The sequence below is a fragment of the Enterococcus sp. C46 genome (assembly GCF_040887565.1).
Lineage (GTDB): Bacteria > Bacillota > Bacilli > Lactobacillales > Enterococcaceae > Enterococcus_B > Enterococcus_B lactis.
The window spans coordinates 19,177-36,980 of the sequence record NZ_JBFOGA010000007.1; the positions used below are offsets into that span (position 1 = coordinate 19,177).

Consider the following 17,804-nt stretch of genomic DNA (forward strand, 5'->3'; position numbering starts at 1 on the left):
TTCTTTTGAGAATACACTTCTATTCTAGTACTATTTCACAAAAAAACAAAGCCACAGCCAATCTATAAACGCTTCTTGAATGTCGCAAAAAGCACACATAATACCACAGCAGTCAGAGCACCGATCGAATCCAGCATGACATCTTGGAACATAGGTGTTCGTCCACCGGTCAACATCTGATGGAATTCGTCCAAACCTGCGTACCCTGTTGCTGAAAGCCAAGCAAGGATCGCTGTCAGCCACCAAATCTTTAGTTTAGGGAAAACACCTAAAAACAAGCTGCCACCCAAAACAAAATAAGTACCAAAATGTGCGCCCTTTCTTAAAAAGAACTCTACAAATTTGGCGTAGCCCAGATGGTCGATACTCACGATACTTCCACCATAATTAAAACGTATACCTGCTAATGTGTCCTTAAATGGCTGATTAGGAAGCCAGCTTTCTAATCGCGAAACTTGTGATTGCTGTCCGTAAGTTTGAGAAGAACTGTAAAATAAGATGGCAACGACTATAAGTGCGATCACTAAATAAATATTTCCGTTTTTCAGTTGTTTTTTTGAAGAATTCATAAGTCACCTCTGTATTTATCTTAGACTTTTTTTGAAGAAACAACAATCATTTTCATAGAGACTTCTTCTATAAAAAAGTGCTATACTTAATTTTGTATTACAATATGAAGGGAGTTTTTTCATGAGTTATTCATTAAATTGGGATCTAGATTCTATTTTCCCCGGAGGAAGTCATTCTGATGCTTTGAACCAACGGATGAAGCAATTGGAAGACCAAACGAACGAATATTATCAACGTGTAACAAAATGGTCACCTAGTTCTGACAATGCAGAGCAGCTAAACGCGATTCTTCAATTGCAAGAAACGATTACGAACGGCTTTACCCAATGCAACAGCTATATTACTGCATTGCTTTCTGCCAATGTCAATGATTCAGATGCAAAGATCTTATCAGGGAAGCTTTACGCCATACTTCCTCGTCTACAATCAGCCGAAACAGTATTGTCGAAGAAATTTGCAGAAATATCTGACAATGATTGGAATCAGATGCTTTCCCAGGGTTCGTTTGAAACAATTGCGTTTCGTTTAAACGAGATCCGTCGTGACGGTTCACAATTATTATCAGAAGCTGAAGAGAACATTATCAACACGCTCTCATTAGATGGTCTAAATGCTTGGAGCAGTCATTATGATACGATTGTAGCCAGCATATCGATTCCCTTCGAACAAGATGGTCAAGTAGTCGAATTATCTGCTGGCCAAGCCTTCAATAAGATGATGGGCGATCGAGATCCAAAAATCAGAGAAGCACTTTTCGCAGCATGGGAAAAAGCATGGAAAGAAAAGGCCCCCCTCTTCACAGATACTTTGAATCATTTAGATGGTTTCAGACTTTCTAACTATGAACTCCATGGCATCACGGATTTTCTGCAAAAACCATTAGAATACAACCGTTTAAAAAAAGAAACATTGTCTGTCATGTGGGAGACGATCCAAAAAAACAAACAACCCCTTGTTGATTACTTGACTAGAAAAGCCAATCTTTTCGGTAAAGAAAAAATGGAATGGCAGGATCAAGATGCACCTATTATTTTAGGCGATTTGAAAGAAAAAACCTTTAGTTTTGACGAAGCAGCTACATTTATTATCGAAAACTTTAATAAATTCAGTCCAAAAATGGCTAAATTCGCACAATCTGCTTTTGAAAAGAGCTGGATTGAAGCAGAAGATCGTCCTGGAAAACGTCCTGGTGGTTATTGTACTGAGTTACCAGAAACAAAAGAATCGAGGATCTTTATGACCTACAGCAATTCTGTTAATGAGGTTGCGACACTTGCTCATGAATTGGGTCATGCTTTCCATAGCAGCACGATGTGGGACTTACCTTCTTTAAATCGTGAATACGCAATGAATGTCGCAGAAACAGCAAGTACATTCGCAGAACTGATCGTAGCCGATGCTACATTAAAAGCCGCAAAAACAAAAGAAGAAAAAATCAATTTGCTAGATACAAAACTGCAAAATGCTTTAGCTATGTTCATGAATATCCATTCTCGATTCATTTTTGAGAATCGATTCTATGAAGCACGGCAAGAAGGATTAGTCTCAGAAGATAAGATCACAGAGATGATGGTTGAAGCACAAAAAGAAGGCTACCAAGGAGCTTTAGCCACTTATCATCCATATTTCTGGGCTGCAAAATTACATTTCTTTATTGATGACGTACCGTTTTATAACTTCCCATACACCTTTGGCTACCTGTTTAGTTTAGGCATTTATGCTTACGCTAATCAAAAAGGGGCAAATTTCGAAGAAGAATATATCCATTTACTACGTGATACTGCTTCAATGACGACGGAAGATCTTGCAAAGAAACATTTGAATGTTGATCTCACTCAACCAGATTTTTGGCAAGCAGGTATCGATATGGTGATGGAAGATATCCAAACGTTCATGGAATTGACAGAAGAATTCATCTGATTTCTATTTTCTCTCAATAAAAAAGAGTTAGTCCAGAAAAGGGCTAACTCTTTTTGATTAATCATTCTTACATGCTGACAGCAAAGTCAGGTGCAAACCATTGAACTGAACCAACTTTTACGCTTTCGCCTGGTTGAGGAGCATGGATATATTGTCCTCCGCCTAAAGCAATCGCTACGTGGTAAGTTCCGCCTGGTGAACCCCAGAATAATAAGTCTCCAGCTTTTGCTTGAGAAACTGAGATTTTTGTTCCAGCTGATTCTTGAGGAACTGTCCAACCACCAATGTCACGACCAGTTACTTGCAAGTAAACATAGCGTGTGAATCCTGAGCAGTCAAATCCACTTGGATCTTTACCGCCCCAAACATATGGAGTACCAATATATTTGTAAGCTTCTGCTACGATTGCTGCACCATTCACACTTCCAGAAGGCGTTGGTGTTGGTGTTGTATTAGTTGTGTTATTAGTTGCATTACTACCAGTACTGTTCCCAGGATCAACACTTTGATCTGTTGATGGTGTTGTAGGCGCAGGTGTTGTTGATTCTTCTGTTGAAGTTTCAGGTACAGTTGTTGACTCTTCTGTTGTTGAAGATTCTGGTACAGTTGTTGACTCTTCTGTTGTTGAAGATTCAGGCACTGTTGTTGATTCTTCTGTTGTTGAAGATTCAGGCGCTGTTGTTGATTCTTCTGTTGTTGAAGATTCAGGCGCTGTTGTTGATTCTTCTGTTGTTGAAGATTGAGCAGCTGATGATGATTCTTCAGTCGTTGAAGATTGAGCAGCTGATGATTCTTCTGATGCTGAGCTTTGTGCAGTTGATGAAGCTTGAGTAGCTTGTGCTTCAGCTTCTGCTTCTGCTTGTTCGCGTGCTTCTTTTTCAGCTTTTTCTTGTGCTGCTTGTTGACGTGCTTGTTCTGCTAGACGTTGTTGTTCACGAATGCGTGCTTGTTCTGCTTCAGCTTCTGCTTTTTGGCGGTTCAAGTCAGCTTTCTTGTCTTCAGCAGTTGCTTGTTCAGCAGCTAATGAAGTTTTCAGTACGTTCAAATCAGCTTGTTTAGATAAAAGATCGCCCTTTTGAGATTCCAAAGCAGCTTGGTTTTCAGCTAATTCTTTTAGTTTAGCATCGTTTTCAGCTTTTTTGTCTTCTACAGCTTTTTTATCTTGTTTTTGTTGTTCCATCAAGTCGTTGTTTGCTTTTACCATCGTTGTCATTGCTTGAACGCGTCCGATAGCATCTGCTAATGAATCAGCATTCAATACAGCATCAATATAGTTTGAGCTTGTATTGCTTACTTGTGCTTCACGTGCTTGTTTTTGGATTGTATCTTCACGTTTTTCAATACGTTCTTGTAAATCTGCAATATCTTTTACTAATTGTGCAGATTCTTGACGCAATGTGTCTTGTTTTGCTAATAGATCTTGTGCTTGTGTGTTGATTTCAGAAACTTGGCTTTCTAGGGCATCGATTTGTGATTGTGCATCTGCTTGTTGGTTTTTCAAGTCTGCAATCTTTTGATCTTGTTGTTGTATCTGAGAATCAAAATCGTCCGCCGCGGCAGCGATCGGTGATGCTACGGCAGTCAAGGTCATTGAACATACCATTACTGCTGATATTAAACTCTTTTTCACTCTTCATTCCTCCGACTGGCTTAATTTAATAAATATCTAAATATATTTAAGTCTTTCTTAACGATATAAAAATTGTACCATAGCAGTATGTCAGCGATATAATAGTTATGTTACAAAAATGTTTCAAAACAACCTCTAAAAATGACAAAACTGTTCGTTTCAGAAAATGATCATGAAAAAGGCATGCTAAGACGGGCTTTTTTTAAGATAACAATAATTCTTTTTTACTTTCAGACGAAAAACAAAAAAAGAAATTATTCATCACTGAATAATTTCTTAAATGGAAAAATGAATAATACAAAAATAATCATGTTCAACAGTAGTGTAGGCCCTAAGAACCTTGTAATAAAATACGTGTTATTTACTACTGCTAGTTTAAAAATCAATTGGACCACCATCGTAAACAGTTCATAACCCGTGACAAAGATAATCATACTGAAAAATTCAGTAAAGATGTTGACGTGGATGACATCTTTCATTACGTACATCAACCATACGATTAAAGGGAGAGCTACTGCATAGATACCGATAACACCGATATAGTAAGCATCATAGACTGCACCGAGAACAATCGTGGTGATTAGCAAATAGCGTTTTTCAAATGCCATACTACAACATAACAATGCCAAAATCAGAAAGTGGGCATTTGACATATAGCTGCCTTTCGACCACTCTCCTAGCATTCTTGTTAAATGGCCATCTAGCAACATCAAAAAGAAAAGAACGATTGGCAGATAGTACTTCATTGTTTCTTTTTTCAACATGGACTAATCCTCCGCTAGCCGTTGGACAATCGTCACAACTGACACATCATACATTTCTGCATAAGGTTTCACATACACTTCCCGATCCAGACCATAACTGTCTGGTTTCGTTTTGATAACCGTACCGATCGGCAAGTTAGCTGGAGAATTTCCTCCAAGACCGGATGTCTGAACAACATCCCCTTCTTTGATATCCGTATCACCAGTCAATTGGGTCACCACTAATGCATGGAGTTTTTCATCATAGTTTTTAAGCAAACCGAATGCTTCGCCATTAGCCGAAGATACCCGTACTGGAAAATGATTGGAGCTTTCGTTAGAGGATGACAGTAATTCGATTTTAGACGAAGCTGTATTGACTTCGATCACTCGGCCAATCAATCCTTTTTGCGACATGACTGCCATATTTGCTTCGATACCGTCTTTAGAACCCTTGTCTACGATCAGCATGTCCTGCCAACTATCTGGTGAACGAGTAATGACATTTGCCGTTACTTTTTCGTAACTCGTCAGCGTTTGGTTCAAATCAAGTTCTTTTTTCAAAGATTCGATTTCTCTCTCGTAATTCTTGTTTTGCTGTGCAACGTCATCATAACTATCGATTTTTTCTTTTAGCCGCTCATTTTCGGCATAAGTTGAAAAAAGACTATGGACAGAATCTACTCCGTTTCTCACCCACCGTACTGGGGCAGAAATTGTTTTATCAACCATTGCAACACTGTCATTAACGATGGATTGGAAGAAATTAGGCTTTCCTTCATTCGCTCGCTGTGCAGCGGTCACACTTAGTATCGTCACCACGATGATAACAATAACCAAGGTAATAATAATATTTTTATTAGGATTGAACTTCTTCACAAAGACACCTCGAATTAATTAGACTCTTGTGTTCAATTTTATCACTAAATGCCGGGAAACAAAAGGCAAGTTGCTCCTCTTAAGCTTTTTTTTAGTAAATAATAGATTCTGTCATTTTTAGCCTGAAAGACAAAATTTTTCCTTTTGTTCATTGGTCAGTCTTTGCTTTGAATAACTGCAATCATACCATCTGAAAAAGAAAATTCAGCGGTATCTGAAAGAAACTCGTTACTTGCATAAGATGTCGGGTATTCAACTGCTTTATTTTCCAATACATACTTACTGCCTTTCAATGTAAGATCCGAGACGGGCGTCAAACAGCAATAAGCTAGATACTTCATACTTGGAACCTGTCTTACTATATGCTTTCCAGGCAAATAATAAGCCAAATAATTTTGACGATCTCTAATAATAAGCTGATGGGCAAACGGTTTGAAGCGAGGTTCCAGACCTAACCAGAGATTGGCTAAAAGATGATCCAATCTTCCGCCTGTGGCGCCGATCAAAGTGACTTCAGCTTGCGGATAACGTTCAAATGTCTTTAAGATCCCCAATTGTGTATCTGTATCGTCTTTTTCTGCGGGTGAACGGGCATACTCTTTGGCTTTTGCAAATACTTCCTCCTGCTCTTCGTTCGACAATGAATCAAAATCACCTACTGCCAGATCTACTGGGTAGCCTGCTTGAAGCAGATACAGCGCACCACGATCTATTCCGACATAGGCATCGTATTTGGTCAGTAAAGGCTGCGGCCAGTTTTCCGGATTACCTCCAGCAGCTAATAAAATTTTCATTTAATCTAATGCCTCTTTTAACCGTTCGATTTGTCCGACTGGATTTTCGGCTCCATAGATATATGATCCTGCAACAAAGACATCCGCCCCTGCATCTTTACAGACTTTTGCTGTTTCTGGAACGATTCCTCCATCTACTTCGATTGCATAAGACCAATTGTTCTCTTTACGTAGATCAGCGAGTTCTGCGATTTTTTCTACCGTTTCTTCAATAAAGCTTTGTCCGCCAAACCCCGGATTGACAGTCATGACTAGCACTTGATCAGCCAAAGGCAAAACATGTTTGATCATGGAGACTGGTGTCCCTGGATTAATAACTACTCCAGCTTTGACACCTAAGCTTTTTGTCATTTGGAGTGCCCGATGGATATGAGGAGTTGCTTCTACATGGACAGTAATGATATCTGCTCCAGCTTTCGCAAATGCTGGAATGTAATTTTCCGGATCAACGATCATCAGATGAACGTCTAGCGGTAATTTAGTGACAGGTCGGATTGCCTGAACAATATTTGGCCCTAACGTGATATTTGGGACAAATTGGCCATCCATGACATCTACGTGGATGTAATCTGCGCCTCCTTTTTCTACTAACTCAATATCTCTTTGTAAATTGGCAAAATCTGCGCTCAAAATGGATGGTGCTATTTTCATTCTTGGTTCCTCCTATTTTCGTTTACCTTCTTTTTTCGTATACATGGGTTTTCTTTTCTCGATTTCTTGTAAGAATTGCAAATAATTATCGTAACGTGTCTGTGCGATATCACCTGTTTCTACTCTTTGTTTCACTTCACAGCCAGGTTCTTTGGCATGCATGCACTCTCTAAATTTGCAATGGGCAGAAGCTTCCACAAATTCCGGAAATTGTCTTGGCAATTCTCCTGCTTCGATAGTCAAAAAGTCAATCGAGCTGAATCCTGGTGTGTCTGCTACTAATCCATCATAGATAGGGAGTAGCTCCACATGCCGTGTTGTATGCCGCCCTCTTCCAAGTGCATCAGAAATCTCTCCTGTTGCTAAATTCAGTTCTGGAGATATTTGATTCAGTAGTGTTGATTTTCCTGCTCCAGACTGTCCCATGAAGACCGATAGCCGTTCTGGAAAGTAACGAATCAATTCTGTCGTGTCACCCGCATGATTGGGTACAATCACTGGGTAGCCTATCTTAGTATAGGTTTGTTTGATTTCTTCGATTTTTTTCGGTTCGTCTAACAAGTCGGTCTTCGTCAAAAAAATGAGCGGTTCGATTGATTCATATTCCAAGGTAACTAGAAAGCGGTCAAGCAGATTATAAGAAAATGCAGGTTCCACGATACTTGTGACAATGATTCCAAGATCAACATTTGTGACTGGCGGGCGAACTAATTGATTTTTTCTCGGCAAGATTTCCAGAAGATAGCCGTCTGTTTGATTTTCACTCTCAAAGATTACCTGATCTCCGACAAGCGGCGTGATTTTCCGATTCCGGAAATTCCCTCTTCCTCTTGTTTGATAGGTCTCTCCGTCTGCGTATACATAGTAAAAACCGCTGATTGCTTTTCTGATTTGTCCTTTGATAAGTGCCACCTCCGTTTTTGTTTATTTTACCATATGAAAAGGAAAGTAGGTGTCGTTCCACGCAAACTTCTCAAAGTAAAAGGCTTGAAAACTAATCAAAAGGGATAGAAAACACAAAAAAGGAACTGTGACACAGTCCCTTTTTCCGAGTAAACGGTGTTCCAGAAGTAGCTTCTTCGAAAAATAAGCCGAAATTTCACAAAAATTTGAGAATCAATTTTCGTAAATTCCTTCTTATTTCTTGAAGCTGATCACTTCTGTCACAACCTCTTTGTTCTATTTTATTAAAAACTTACTTTGAGCTTTCTGAGGTACTATCTGATGAACTTGCGGTGCTGGAAGATTCTTCTTTGGAAGAGCTACTCGTACTGCTAGAGCTACTTGAGCTACTAGAACTGTCTGAAGAATCTTTCTCAGAACTAGAAGACACTGGGTCTGATCCTTTAGAGTAAATCACGTTTACAACCATTCCTTTGGTAATCGTCGTACCTGCCCCTGGCACTGTACGGATTACTTTGTCCTTATCCACCGTACTTGAATATTCAGAAGACTCATGACCGATATATTCTGCACCAATACTAGCCAAATAACTTTGTGCTTCGCTTTTTGTATAGCCGGAGATGTCATTCAGTTTAGGTTCTGTTCCTTGGCTTACGACAAAACTGATGTAAGTTTCTTCTGCTACAACTTCACCTGAGGCTGGATCCTGACTAATGATCGAACCCGATGGCACAGTGTCGCTATAGTCATAAGTAGCACTAATGTTATTGATATTGAATCCTTGTGTAACAAGCCAATTACGGACAGTTTCGTAGTTTTCTCCTACATGACTACTCAAAGTCACTGTTTCTGGTCCTTTGCTGACTGTGAAAGTAATCGTGTCTGTTTTAGGATCGACTTCTGTATCTTCTGATGGAGATTGCGAAATGATCATTCCGCTTTCTACCTCTGAACTGAATTCCTCTTCTTTTTGAATCAAATCAGCAGAAAATCCTAATTCTTTCAAACTTGCTTCAGCATCTTCATAACTTTTACCACTGTAATCATCTAATTTGATTTTTTTCGTGCCACTGCTGATATAAAGAGTGACTTCGCGTTTTTGCTTGACTGTGGTTCCCGCTGCAGGGTCTGTCTTCACCACATTGCCTTCTTCGATTTTGTCATCTGCAATTTCTTCTGTTTTTGTTGCTACTTCTAATTTCGCTTTTGCGAGTGTTTCTCTGGCAGAAGCTTCAGAAAGATCAGAAACATCAGGAACAACAACTTCTCCTCGTCCGCCAGAAGCAAAGAATACAGCTGTTCCGATTCCTAAAACAGCGAGGACAGCTAACAGGATCAGCCACCATTTTTTCTGTCCTTTCTTTTTAGGGTCAGGCAGATCTTCTTCCTCTTCCGGCAATGTTTCGTTTCTCGGTTCGTCTTTTGGCAGAGGCATAGATTTGAATGAATCCGGCATTGGTGTATCTGCTGCAAGCGGTGTGATAACTTTTGTTTCGTTATCCATCGCATGAGGTTGCCATTTTTCTTCGTTTGCACGAGCTGGTGATAATACTGTAGAAAGATCATCAGACATTTCTTCGGCTGACTTGTAACGGTCTGCAGGTTCTTTAGCCGTCGCCCGTAAAATCACATTTTCCAGTGCTTGCGGTACATTTGGATCAAGTGCCTTTATGGATGGAAGATCATCTTGGAAATGTTTTAAAGCAATCGTCACAGCAGATTCGCCATCAAACGGCACGCTACCTGTCAGCATCTCATAAAGAATGATCCCTAAAGCATAAATATCTGACTGCTTCGTTGCCATACTCCCTCTTGCTTGCTCAGGAGATAGGTAATGAACAGATCCCAACATCGTATTCGTCTGTGTGATCGATGTTTCAGATAAAGCAATAGCAATCCCGAAATCCGTGATTTTTACTACACCTTCGTTATCGATCAATACGTTTTGGGGTTTCAAATCTCGGTGGATGATTTGATGGTTATGAGCTAAAGAAATAGCAGAAAGAATCTGCTGCATAATATTTACTGCTGTTTCATAAGGAACAGGATAATGTGTTTGGATATATCGTTTCAAGTCCATTCCTTTGACGTATTCCATCACTAGATACTGCATATTGTCTTCTTCACCAACATCGTAAACACTGACAATATTTGGATGAACGAGTTCTGTTGCTGCTAAAGCTTCTCGCTGAAATCGTCGAATCGCGGTTTGATCATTTTGAAAGTCGAATCGTAAGACTTTGACTGCTACATCTCGATCCAAGATCAAATCGTGCGCCAAAAATACATTAGCCATCCCACCACTACCGATATTCCCCGTGATTTGATAACGGCCATTTAATTTTTTTCCCAACTCGATCATACACAGTCCTCCTTATATTCGATAAGAAGAACGGTGATATTATCCGCTCCGCCTGCTTCATTGGCACGATCAATCAGCTCAGTTACTTTATGGGATAACGGGCCTTCTTGATTAATGATCGTTCCTATTTCTTCTTCAGATAGCATATTCGTCAAGCCATCTGAACATAACAGCAAGCGATCTTTTAGCTGCCAAAGATGAGTAGAAACATCTACTTCGACTGTTCCTGGCATGCCGACAGAACGTGTTAAAATATTCTTTCTTGGATGGTTCACTGCCATTTCTTCGCTGATTTCCCCTGATTTGACTAGTTCGTTAACTAAAGAATGATCCTCTGTCAATTGCATGATTTTATCTTCGCGAATCAAATACGCTCTGCTGTCGCCAACATTCGCAATCGTGAACCAGTCATCTGACAGAGCTGCCGCTACGATTGTTGTTCCCATACCGTTATATTCCGGCTGTTCTTGTCCTCGCTGATAAATCAGCATATTTTCCTCTTGAATCGATTGAATGAACCACTGGGCGATTTTTTCATCGTCGGCAGCTTCTTGTTCTTCCCAAGCTTCGCCTAGATTTGTTACCGCCATTTGACTAGCAATGTCTCCAGCACGGTGCCCACCCATCCCATCTGCTAATACAGCAAGCTTGAGACCTGAACGGCTAGTAAATACACTGGCATAGTCTTGATTGGTGTTACGTCGTCTTCCTACATCTGATTGATATTCAATCTGCATTTTTTCACCTCATTACTTTTTGCGCAAACAACAAATGAAAAATCCATCTGTGTAAAACTGATGCGGATACAAAGTCAACATTTTCTCTACGATTGATGATTGTAGCATAGGATTGGTCAAAACATCAATCCTCTCAAAATCAGGGTGTCTTTCCAAGAAAGCAGAAACAACGTCTTGGTTTTCTTCTTTTAAGATCGTACAAGTACTATAAGTCAGAATACCGGAAGACTTTAAAGCTGGTGCGCAGCTTTCTAAAATTTCCAATTGGATTTTTGGTAAATTCGCTAATTCATCCGGCTGTTTTTTATAACGGATATCTGGTTTTCGCCGAAGGAGCCCGAGACCTGAACAAGGCGCGTCTACTAAAATCCGATCGAACTGCTCTGGTTCAAACTGCTTGCTGACTTCTCTAGCATCCATCTTTTGAGCGTAAACAGCAGAAGAGACACCCAGACGTGTTGCATTTTCTTCAATGAGTTTGACTTTGTGTTCATGTACATCTAAAGCAATCACTTCCCCACCGCATGAAGGATCCAAAAAAGAAGCAATATGTGTCGTCTTACCTCCGGGTGCTGCACAGGCATCTAAGACATGATGTTCAGGCTCGATTTGCATAGACGGCGCTACAAGCATCGAACTTTCATCTTGGATCGTCATGACGCCATCGTGGAACAATGAGCTAGAAGCTAAATGCCCTTTTTTCGCTACTATACCGTATGGACTGACTTGGCTTTTTTCAGCTGAGATCTCTTCTTCTTGCAAAACAGTGATGGCCTGATCTCTGGAAAGTCGGCGTGTATCTACTCGGGCACTAGCATGGCTAGGCTGATATAGCGATAAACCGAGCTTTTCAGTTTCTTCGTAACCGATTTGATCCACCAACCGTTTCGTCATCCATAGAGGCAGGCTGATTTTGACAGAAAGTCTTTCGATAGGATCAGCAATGCCTTGCAGATCTGGTGCTCCTTGACGCTGATAATTCCTCAAAACACCATTTACAAATTTTCCTGTTCCAGGATTTCCTTTTACTTTCGCGATTTCGACCGCCTCGTTTAAAATAGCATGTGCAGGGACTTTATCTAAAAATTCTAATTGATATACAGAAAGATACAGAAGCGTCTTGACCCAGTCATCCACTTTTTTTGCTTTAGCGATCAATGATGCAACGTAAAATTCCAATAGTCGCTGATGGCTAATCGTACCGTAGATCAATTCTGTAAATAGACCCACGTCTTTTTGATTTAGCTCGCTTTGTTTGATCATCTCATTCAGCAAAAGATTCGAGTAGGCGCCGCCCTTGTTCACTCGCTCTAATGTCAGTAATGCCATATATCGTACAGATTTTTTCATTTTTTTAGGGATTTTTTTCATTATTTCACCTGCTGACCAATCTGAACTTGCTGACCGCTTCCGTTAAGAAAATCGTGTACGGCTTGTTTTCCTTTACCAGCTGGCTGTAATTCATTGATGGCTAATACGGTCTGTTTGCCGCAAGCAATCCATAGATTTTTTTTGTCTTTTCGGATGATCGTGCCTGGTGCTTCGTCTGTACTTTCTGCCAGTACTTCAACCGATAATAATTTCCAGCGTGTACCTTCATAGGTCGTGAATGCAATCGGCCAAGGACGCATCCCGCGTACTTGGTTGTCGATTTCTTCTGCAGTTTTATGCCAATCGACCGCTTCTTGTTCACGTGTGATGTTTGGCGAAAAAGTGGCTTTTGACTCGTCTTGAGGGACTGGTTTTTGTCCATTCAAAATATTAGGCAATGTTTCTAATAATAGCTTTCTTCCTAAAAGGCTGAGCTTTTCAAACATCGTCCCCACATCATCTTGTTTAGTGATTGGCATGCTTTCTTGCGCATAGATTCCGCCTGCATCCATTTTTTTGATCATTTCCATGATCGTTACACCAGTTTCTTCCTCCCCATTCATGATGGCATAATGAACAGGCGCACCTCCCCGATATTTAGGAAGTAAAGAAGCATGGACATTGATTGCCCCTAATTTTGGCACTTGCAATAACTTTTCAGGCAAGAACTGGCCAAACGCCGCAGTGACGATCAAATCAGGTGCCAATTCAATGATTTCTTCCATTTCTGGCGAACCGGAGATTTTCTCTGGTTGCAACACACGGATACCGTGCTTTAGAGCAGCTTCTTTTACCGGTGTCGGCGTAATTACTCGTTTCCGCCCAACTGGACGGTCGGGCTGTGTGACTACTGCCTGGATCTCGTAGCCTGATTCTATCAGCCCTTCAAGAATTGGCACAGAAAAAGCAGGTGTGCCCATAAATACTAACTTAGTCATCAAGATGTTCCTCCATATATTCTTCAAGTTCTTCTTCCGGGATCTGCTGTACCATTTTCTCAATGAACAGAATACCGTCTAAGTGATCGATTTCATGCTGGAAGGCACGGGCTAAATAGCCGAAAGCTGTCACTTCTATCTCTTCTCCATCGCGGTCATAATAGCGTACAGTCACTTCATCTGCTCGCTTAACTGTTCCATAGACATGCGGGATACTGAGACAGCCTTCTACGTCCATGCTTTCACCTTTTGCTTCAATGATTTCTGGGTTTATCAGTTCGAATTTTTCGCCTTCATCTACTTCGATCACAGCGATTCTTTTGTTTTGTCCTACTTGAGGAGCAGCAATCCCTATTCCGTCATTCGCAATCATCGTCTCATATAAGTTGTCTAACAAAGCAATCGTTTCGTCCGTGATCACGTCGATTGGCTGAGCAGGTATTTTTAATTTATCATTAGGGTGGATCAATATAGGATAGCGCATAAGTTGGTCCTTTCTTAAATAAAGTTTAATGGTTCGTTGTCAATTGCCACAAAAAGACCTTGCCGCTGTTCTTTCTGGCTTCCATTCAAGATTTCATCCAAAACATGGGGCAGATTCGGTTCATGTTTATATTTGATGATCAGTTGATAATAGTATCGATTTTTCACTCTCAAAATCATGCTGGGTGTTGGTCCTAGTAACAAACTTTGAGGACTTAATACTTCTTTTAGTTGATTGGCAATCTGAAAGATTTTCTTTGCCGCCACTTGTTCTTCAGGATGGCTGGCAGTTATTTTCACAGTAAAGTAATAAGGAGGGTAGCCTCCTCGATGCCGTACATGCATTTCCTGCTGATAAAACTGTTCATAGTTTTGTTTTTTAGCCAATTCTATGGCGTAATGCTGAGGATTGAACGTTTGGATCACGACTTCGCCTGGTTTTTCCGCTCGTCCTGCTCGTCCTGAAACTTGGGTCAGCAATTGGAATGTATGCTCGCTAGAACGAAAATCCGGTAAATTCAGGGAGGTATCGGCATTCAACACGCCAACTAATGTGACTTCTGGAAAATCCAAGCCTTTAGCGATCATTTGTGTCCCTAATAAAATATCTGCTTCTTTTGCACCGAATTTTTGTAAAATCTGTTCGTGTGCCCCTTTTCTTCGGGTGGTATCTACATCCATACGCAAAATCCTAGCTTGCGGATAAAGTTCTCGGAGTTCCTCTTCTACTTTTTGGGTGCCTGTCCCATAGTAACGGATTTTGTTGCCCCTACAATTGGGACAGCGATTAGGAATAGGTTCTTCGTGTCCGCAATAATGACAGCGCATCGAACGTGTATCCATATGCAAGGTAAGAGAGATATCGCAATTAGGGCATGGGAGAACAAATCCGCAGTCTCTGCACATCACAAAAGACGAATATCCTCGACGATTGAGCAGTAGGACAGTTTGTTCTTTTTTGTCTAACCGATCTTGTATCTTTTCCTGCAAATTAGCAGAAAAAGTAGAGGTCCGATGATTCTGAAACTCTTCACGCATGTCTACGATCTCAATAGCTGGAAGTTGTGCAGCTACTTTGGCTCGGTGATTCAATTGCAATAACTGATAAACGCCTTTTTGAGCTCGTGCTCTTGATTCCAAAGAGGGCGTCGCACTTCCAAGGACTATTGGGCAATGATGGTACTTACTGCGCCAAATAGCTAAATCTCTCGCATGATAACGCGGCGTCTCATCTTGTTTATAACTTGATTCATGTTCTTCATCGATAATGATCAATCCTATATTTTTCAGCGGAGCAAAAATAGCAGAGCGTGCGCCTACTACTACTTGTGCTTCTTCACGCTCGATCTTGCGCCATTCATCATATTTTTCACCTTGGGAAAGTCCGCTATGTAAGACCGCAACAGATTCACCGAAGCGTCCTTTGAATCGCTCGACCATTTGCGGAGTCAATGCGATTTCAGGCACTAACATTATAGCCGTTTTATTTTCTGACAAAACATCAGCGATTGATTGAAGATATACTTCTGTTTTTCCACTACCGGTGATTCCCTCTAGCAAAAAGACCTGATCTTTTTGTTGCTGACCTGCTGTGATGATTTGTTCGACAGCATTTTTTTGTTCTGTATTCAGTTCCAATGCCGTCGTTTGGTCAAATACTCGGTCTTGATAAGGGTCGCGATAACGTTCTGATTCTACAAACTCCAGCCAGCCCTTTTCTTTTCCTTGATTCAAGACAGCAGTACTGATTTCTTTATCTTTGAAATAAGCGATTGGTTCTTCTTGGCTCAGTTCAGATAAACACAAAAGAAGCTCTTTTTGTTTCTTGGCATTTTGCCGTAATTTTGCCCATTCTTCTTCGATTTGCTTTTCAGTTAATAGGGAACGGACCAAACGAATTGTTTTTACTTTATTTCGTGTATGGACTTCGTATTTGATATCTACTAATTGCTCTTGGCGCCAACGAATCAATTGAGAAAGGCTGCCTTCTTCTTCTGCTTCTTTCCAGGAAATCACTTCCCGTTGACCAAACAATGCCTGAATTTCTGGTGTATCTGCCAAAGGATAGATCAATTTATCATATTCTGCTTTCATCACACTCGGAAGCATCGTTTGTAGACAAGTGATTTTGAATGCATAAGTGATTTTTTTCATGTAATCAGCTAATGAAAGTAATTCTTCATTGACCACCGGAGCAAGGTCCAGCAAACGGATCACTGCCTTCAACGATGGGTTAGCTGATTCTTCTGATTTTTGGATAGCCATAACAAATCCTTGGACATGACGATTGCCATTACCAAAAGGGACCTCTACCCGCATCCCGACTTGCAAAGCTGTTTCCATTTCAGAGGGAACCAGATAGGTGAATGGCTGATCGGTCTGCATAGTAGGTACGTCCACAATGACTTCAGCTGTTAATGTCATGGTTCGTTTCCTCCTTTTTTTGTCTTTTCATATCAAGCGACAAAAAGTTCCTTGCCTATTTTACTAGAGATCGCTGGATTTGTCTTATTTTCTGCCAAATCCTAACAAAAAATTAACAGCAGATAAGAAAAAAAAGAACTGTGTCAAAAAGTTCAGACACAGCCTTTTCTACCAGACAATAAGTGGCGAATGTTTGAAAAGGAAACAGCTGGGTTTGCTTTTCTTTTTAGATGTTCGCTCTACTTTTCTTTATTACATTTTTTGCTCTTCGCGGATACGTGATTCCAATTCGTGTTGTTCACGCTCTTTTTGAGCTTGACGTTCCTCTTCTTCCATCTTCAAACGTTCACGTTTTAATTCAGGATGAGGATCATTGACTACATTCCCTGCATCGATTTCTTCTAAAGCTTGACCAACGCTTTTTACTGAATCAAAAGAATCTAGTGTAGGTTGTGCACTTGCATCCAACTCATGTGCGCGTTTGCTTGCTAAAATTACTAGAGAATATTTTGAATTTACACGATCTAATAGTGAGTCAATTGAAGGTTTTAACATCATAAGACTACATCTCCTTTAACATTTTAATATATTTACCGATTACGCGATCTACTCGAAAATGTTCACTGGCAATAATGTGTTTGATTCGTTCAACTGCTAGCGGCACTTCATCATTTACAACAGCATAGTCGTAAAGAGCCATCATTTCGATTTCTTCTTTTGCAACTTTCATTCGTTCTTCGATTACTTCGTCTGCATCTGTTCCTCGGCCTACGATTCGTGATTTTAATTCCGCTAAATCTGGCGGAGTCAAAAAAATGAATACACCATCGGGCACTTTTTCTTTGACTTGTTTTGCTCCTTGGACTTCAATCTCCAAGAAAACATCTTTTCCTTCATCCAATGTCTTGTTGACATATGACAAAGGCGTTCCATAATAATTCCCGACATATTCTGCGTATTCCAGCATCTCTCCAGCTTCGATCATTGATTCAAACTCCTCTTTGCTTCGGAAGAAATAATCAATGCCTTCGACCTCCCCTTCACGCATTTTACGGGTAGTCATTGAGATTGAATACTGAAAATCATTATCCTCACTCTCAAAAATTGCTTTTCGTACTGTGCCTTTTCCTACACCGGATGGACCAGACAACACGATTAATAATCCACGCTCTGACATGACGACGTCCTTTCAACTAGTCTTTTTGTACTTATCGTTTATTTTGCACTTTTTTTCTGCAACTTTCAAGGTTATCTTTAATTATAGCTAGAAATTGGTAAAAAAGCTACCCTGTACCAAGAGGTCGTGAAAAAGCTGTCCTGCATCAAGTAATAAGAACGACCAAACATAAACAGCTTCTCATGTTTTTCGTTTGGTTGGGCTTATTACCGTAGATGCAAG

16 protein-coding genes are annotated in these 17,804 nt (G+C 40.4%); 1 reads left to right on the forward strand and 15 read right to left on the reverse strand.

Features of this window, described 5'->3' with window-relative positions:
* Positions 1 to 62: 62 nt before the first annotated feature.
* A complete protein-coding gene (locus AB3I27_RS10450) occupies positions 63 to 569 on the reverse strand; it encodes a VanZ family protein (protein WP_002310414.1) in 507 nt (168 codons plus the stop codon).
* A 121-nt stretch (positions 570 to 690) separates the two neighbouring features.
* On the opposite strand from AB3I27_RS10450, the gene AB3I27_RS10455 reads away from it, so the two are divergent.
* Positions 691 to 2,490, forward strand: coding sequence for a M3 family oligoendopeptidase (locus tag AB3I27_RS10455; protein ID WP_002310415.1), 1,800 nt, complete (start codon positions 691 to 693; stop codon positions 2,488 to 2,490).
* Positions 2,491 to 2,557: 67 nt separating this feature from the next.
* On the opposite strand, the gene AB3I27_RS10460 is transcribed toward AB3I27_RS10455, so the two are convergent.
* The 14 genes from AB3I27_RS10460 to gmk form a co-directional block, all read right to left on the reverse strand.
* Positions 2,558 to 4,120: an NlpC/P60 family protein gene (locus AB3I27_RS10460; RefSeq protein WP_325908072.1), complete on the reverse strand. Its 1,563-nt coding sequence runs from the start codon at positions 4,118 to 4,120 to the stop codon at positions 2,558 to 2,560.
* Between the two features lie 254 nt (positions 4,121 to 4,374).
* A complete protein-coding gene (gene mreD, locus AB3I27_RS10465) occupies positions 4,375 to 4,884 on the reverse strand; it encodes a rod shape-determining protein MreD (protein WP_002310417.1) in 510 nt (169 codons plus the stop codon).
* Between the two features lie 3 nt (positions 4,885 to 4,887).
* The gene (mreC, locus tag AB3I27_RS10470) at positions 4,888 to 5,742 is read right to left on the reverse strand and encodes a rod shape-determining protein MreC (RefSeq protein WP_002316855.1); all 855 of its coding nucleotides are present in this window, start codon (positions 5,740 to 5,742) and stop codon (positions 4,888 to 4,890) included.
* A gap of 155 nt (positions 5,743 to 5,897) precedes the next feature.
* Positions 5,898 to 6,536 (reverse strand): thiamine diphosphokinase, encoded by a 639-nt coding sequence (locus tag AB3I27_RS10475; RefSeq protein WP_002335302.1) that lies wholly within the window; start codon positions 6,534 to 6,536, stop codon positions 5,898 to 5,900.
* The gene (rpe, locus tag AB3I27_RS10480; protein ID WP_002310420.1) at positions 6,537 to 7,187 is read right to left on the reverse strand and encodes a ribulose-phosphate 3-epimerase; all 651 of its coding nucleotides are present in this window, start codon (positions 7,185 to 7,187) and stop codon (positions 6,537 to 6,539) included. It lies immediately after the preceding gene.
* Between the two features lie 12 nt (positions 7,188 to 7,199).
* The gene (rsgA, locus tag AB3I27_RS10485) at positions 7,200 to 8,099 is read right to left on the reverse strand and encodes a ribosome small subunit-dependent GTPase A (protein WP_104760129.1); all 900 of its coding nucleotides are present in this window, start codon (positions 8,097 to 8,099) and stop codon (positions 7,200 to 7,202) included.
* A 283-nt stretch (positions 8,100 to 8,382) separates the two neighbouring features.
* Entirely contained in the window at positions 8,383 to 10,452 is a 2,070-nt protein-coding gene (gene pknB, locus AB3I27_RS10490) for a Stk1 family PASTA domain-containing Ser/Thr kinase (RefSeq protein ID WP_002344843.1), read from the reverse strand.
* A complete protein-coding gene (locus AB3I27_RS10495) occupies positions 10,449 to 11,189 on the reverse strand; it encodes a Stp1/IreP family PP2C-type Ser/Thr phosphatase (RefSeq protein WP_002310425.1) in 741 nt (246 codons plus the stop codon). The genes pknB and AB3I27_RS10495 overlap by 4 nt, the downstream gene beginning before the upstream one ends.
* 12 nt (positions 11,190 to 11,201) lie before the next feature.
* Positions 11,202 to 12,560, reverse strand: coding sequence for a 16S rRNA (cytosine(967)-C(5))-methyltransferase RsmB (gene rsmB / locus AB3I27_RS10500; RefSeq protein WP_002314334.1), 1,359 nt, complete (start codon positions 12,558 to 12,560; stop codon positions 11,202 to 11,204).
* Entirely contained in the window at positions 12,560 to 13,498 is a 939-nt protein-coding gene (gene fmt, locus AB3I27_RS10505; protein ID WP_002310428.1) for a methionyl-tRNA formyltransferase, read from the reverse strand. Before fmt ends, rsmB begins: the two co-directional genes overlap by 1 nt.
* Positions 13,491 to 13,982, reverse strand: a complete 492-nt coding sequence (def, locus tag AB3I27_RS10510) for a peptide deformylase (RefSeq protein WP_002310429.1) — start codon at positions 13,980 to 13,982, stop codon at positions 13,491 to 13,493. Before def ends, fmt begins: the two co-directional genes overlap by 8 nt.
* A gap of 14 nt (positions 13,983 to 13,996) precedes the next feature.
* Complete coding sequence (priA, locus tag AB3I27_RS10515; protein ID WP_002310430.1) at positions 13,997 to 16,405, reverse strand: primosomal protein N'; 2,409 nt, start codon at positions 16,403 to 16,405, stop codon at positions 13,997 to 13,999.
* A gap of 252 nt (positions 16,406 to 16,657) precedes the next feature.
* Complete coding sequence (gene rpoZ, locus AB3I27_RS10520) at positions 16,658 to 16,963, reverse strand: DNA-directed RNA polymerase subunit omega (protein WP_002287365.1); 306 nt, start codon at positions 16,961 to 16,963, stop codon at positions 16,658 to 16,660.
* A gap of 4 nt (positions 16,964 to 16,967) precedes the next feature.
* The gene (gmk, locus tag AB3I27_RS10525) at positions 16,968 to 17,582 is read right to left on the reverse strand and encodes a guanylate kinase (RefSeq protein ID WP_002310431.1); all 615 of its coding nucleotides are present in this window, start codon (positions 17,580 to 17,582) and stop codon (positions 16,968 to 16,970) included.
* Between the last annotated feature and the right edge of the window lie 222 nt (positions 17,583 to 17,804).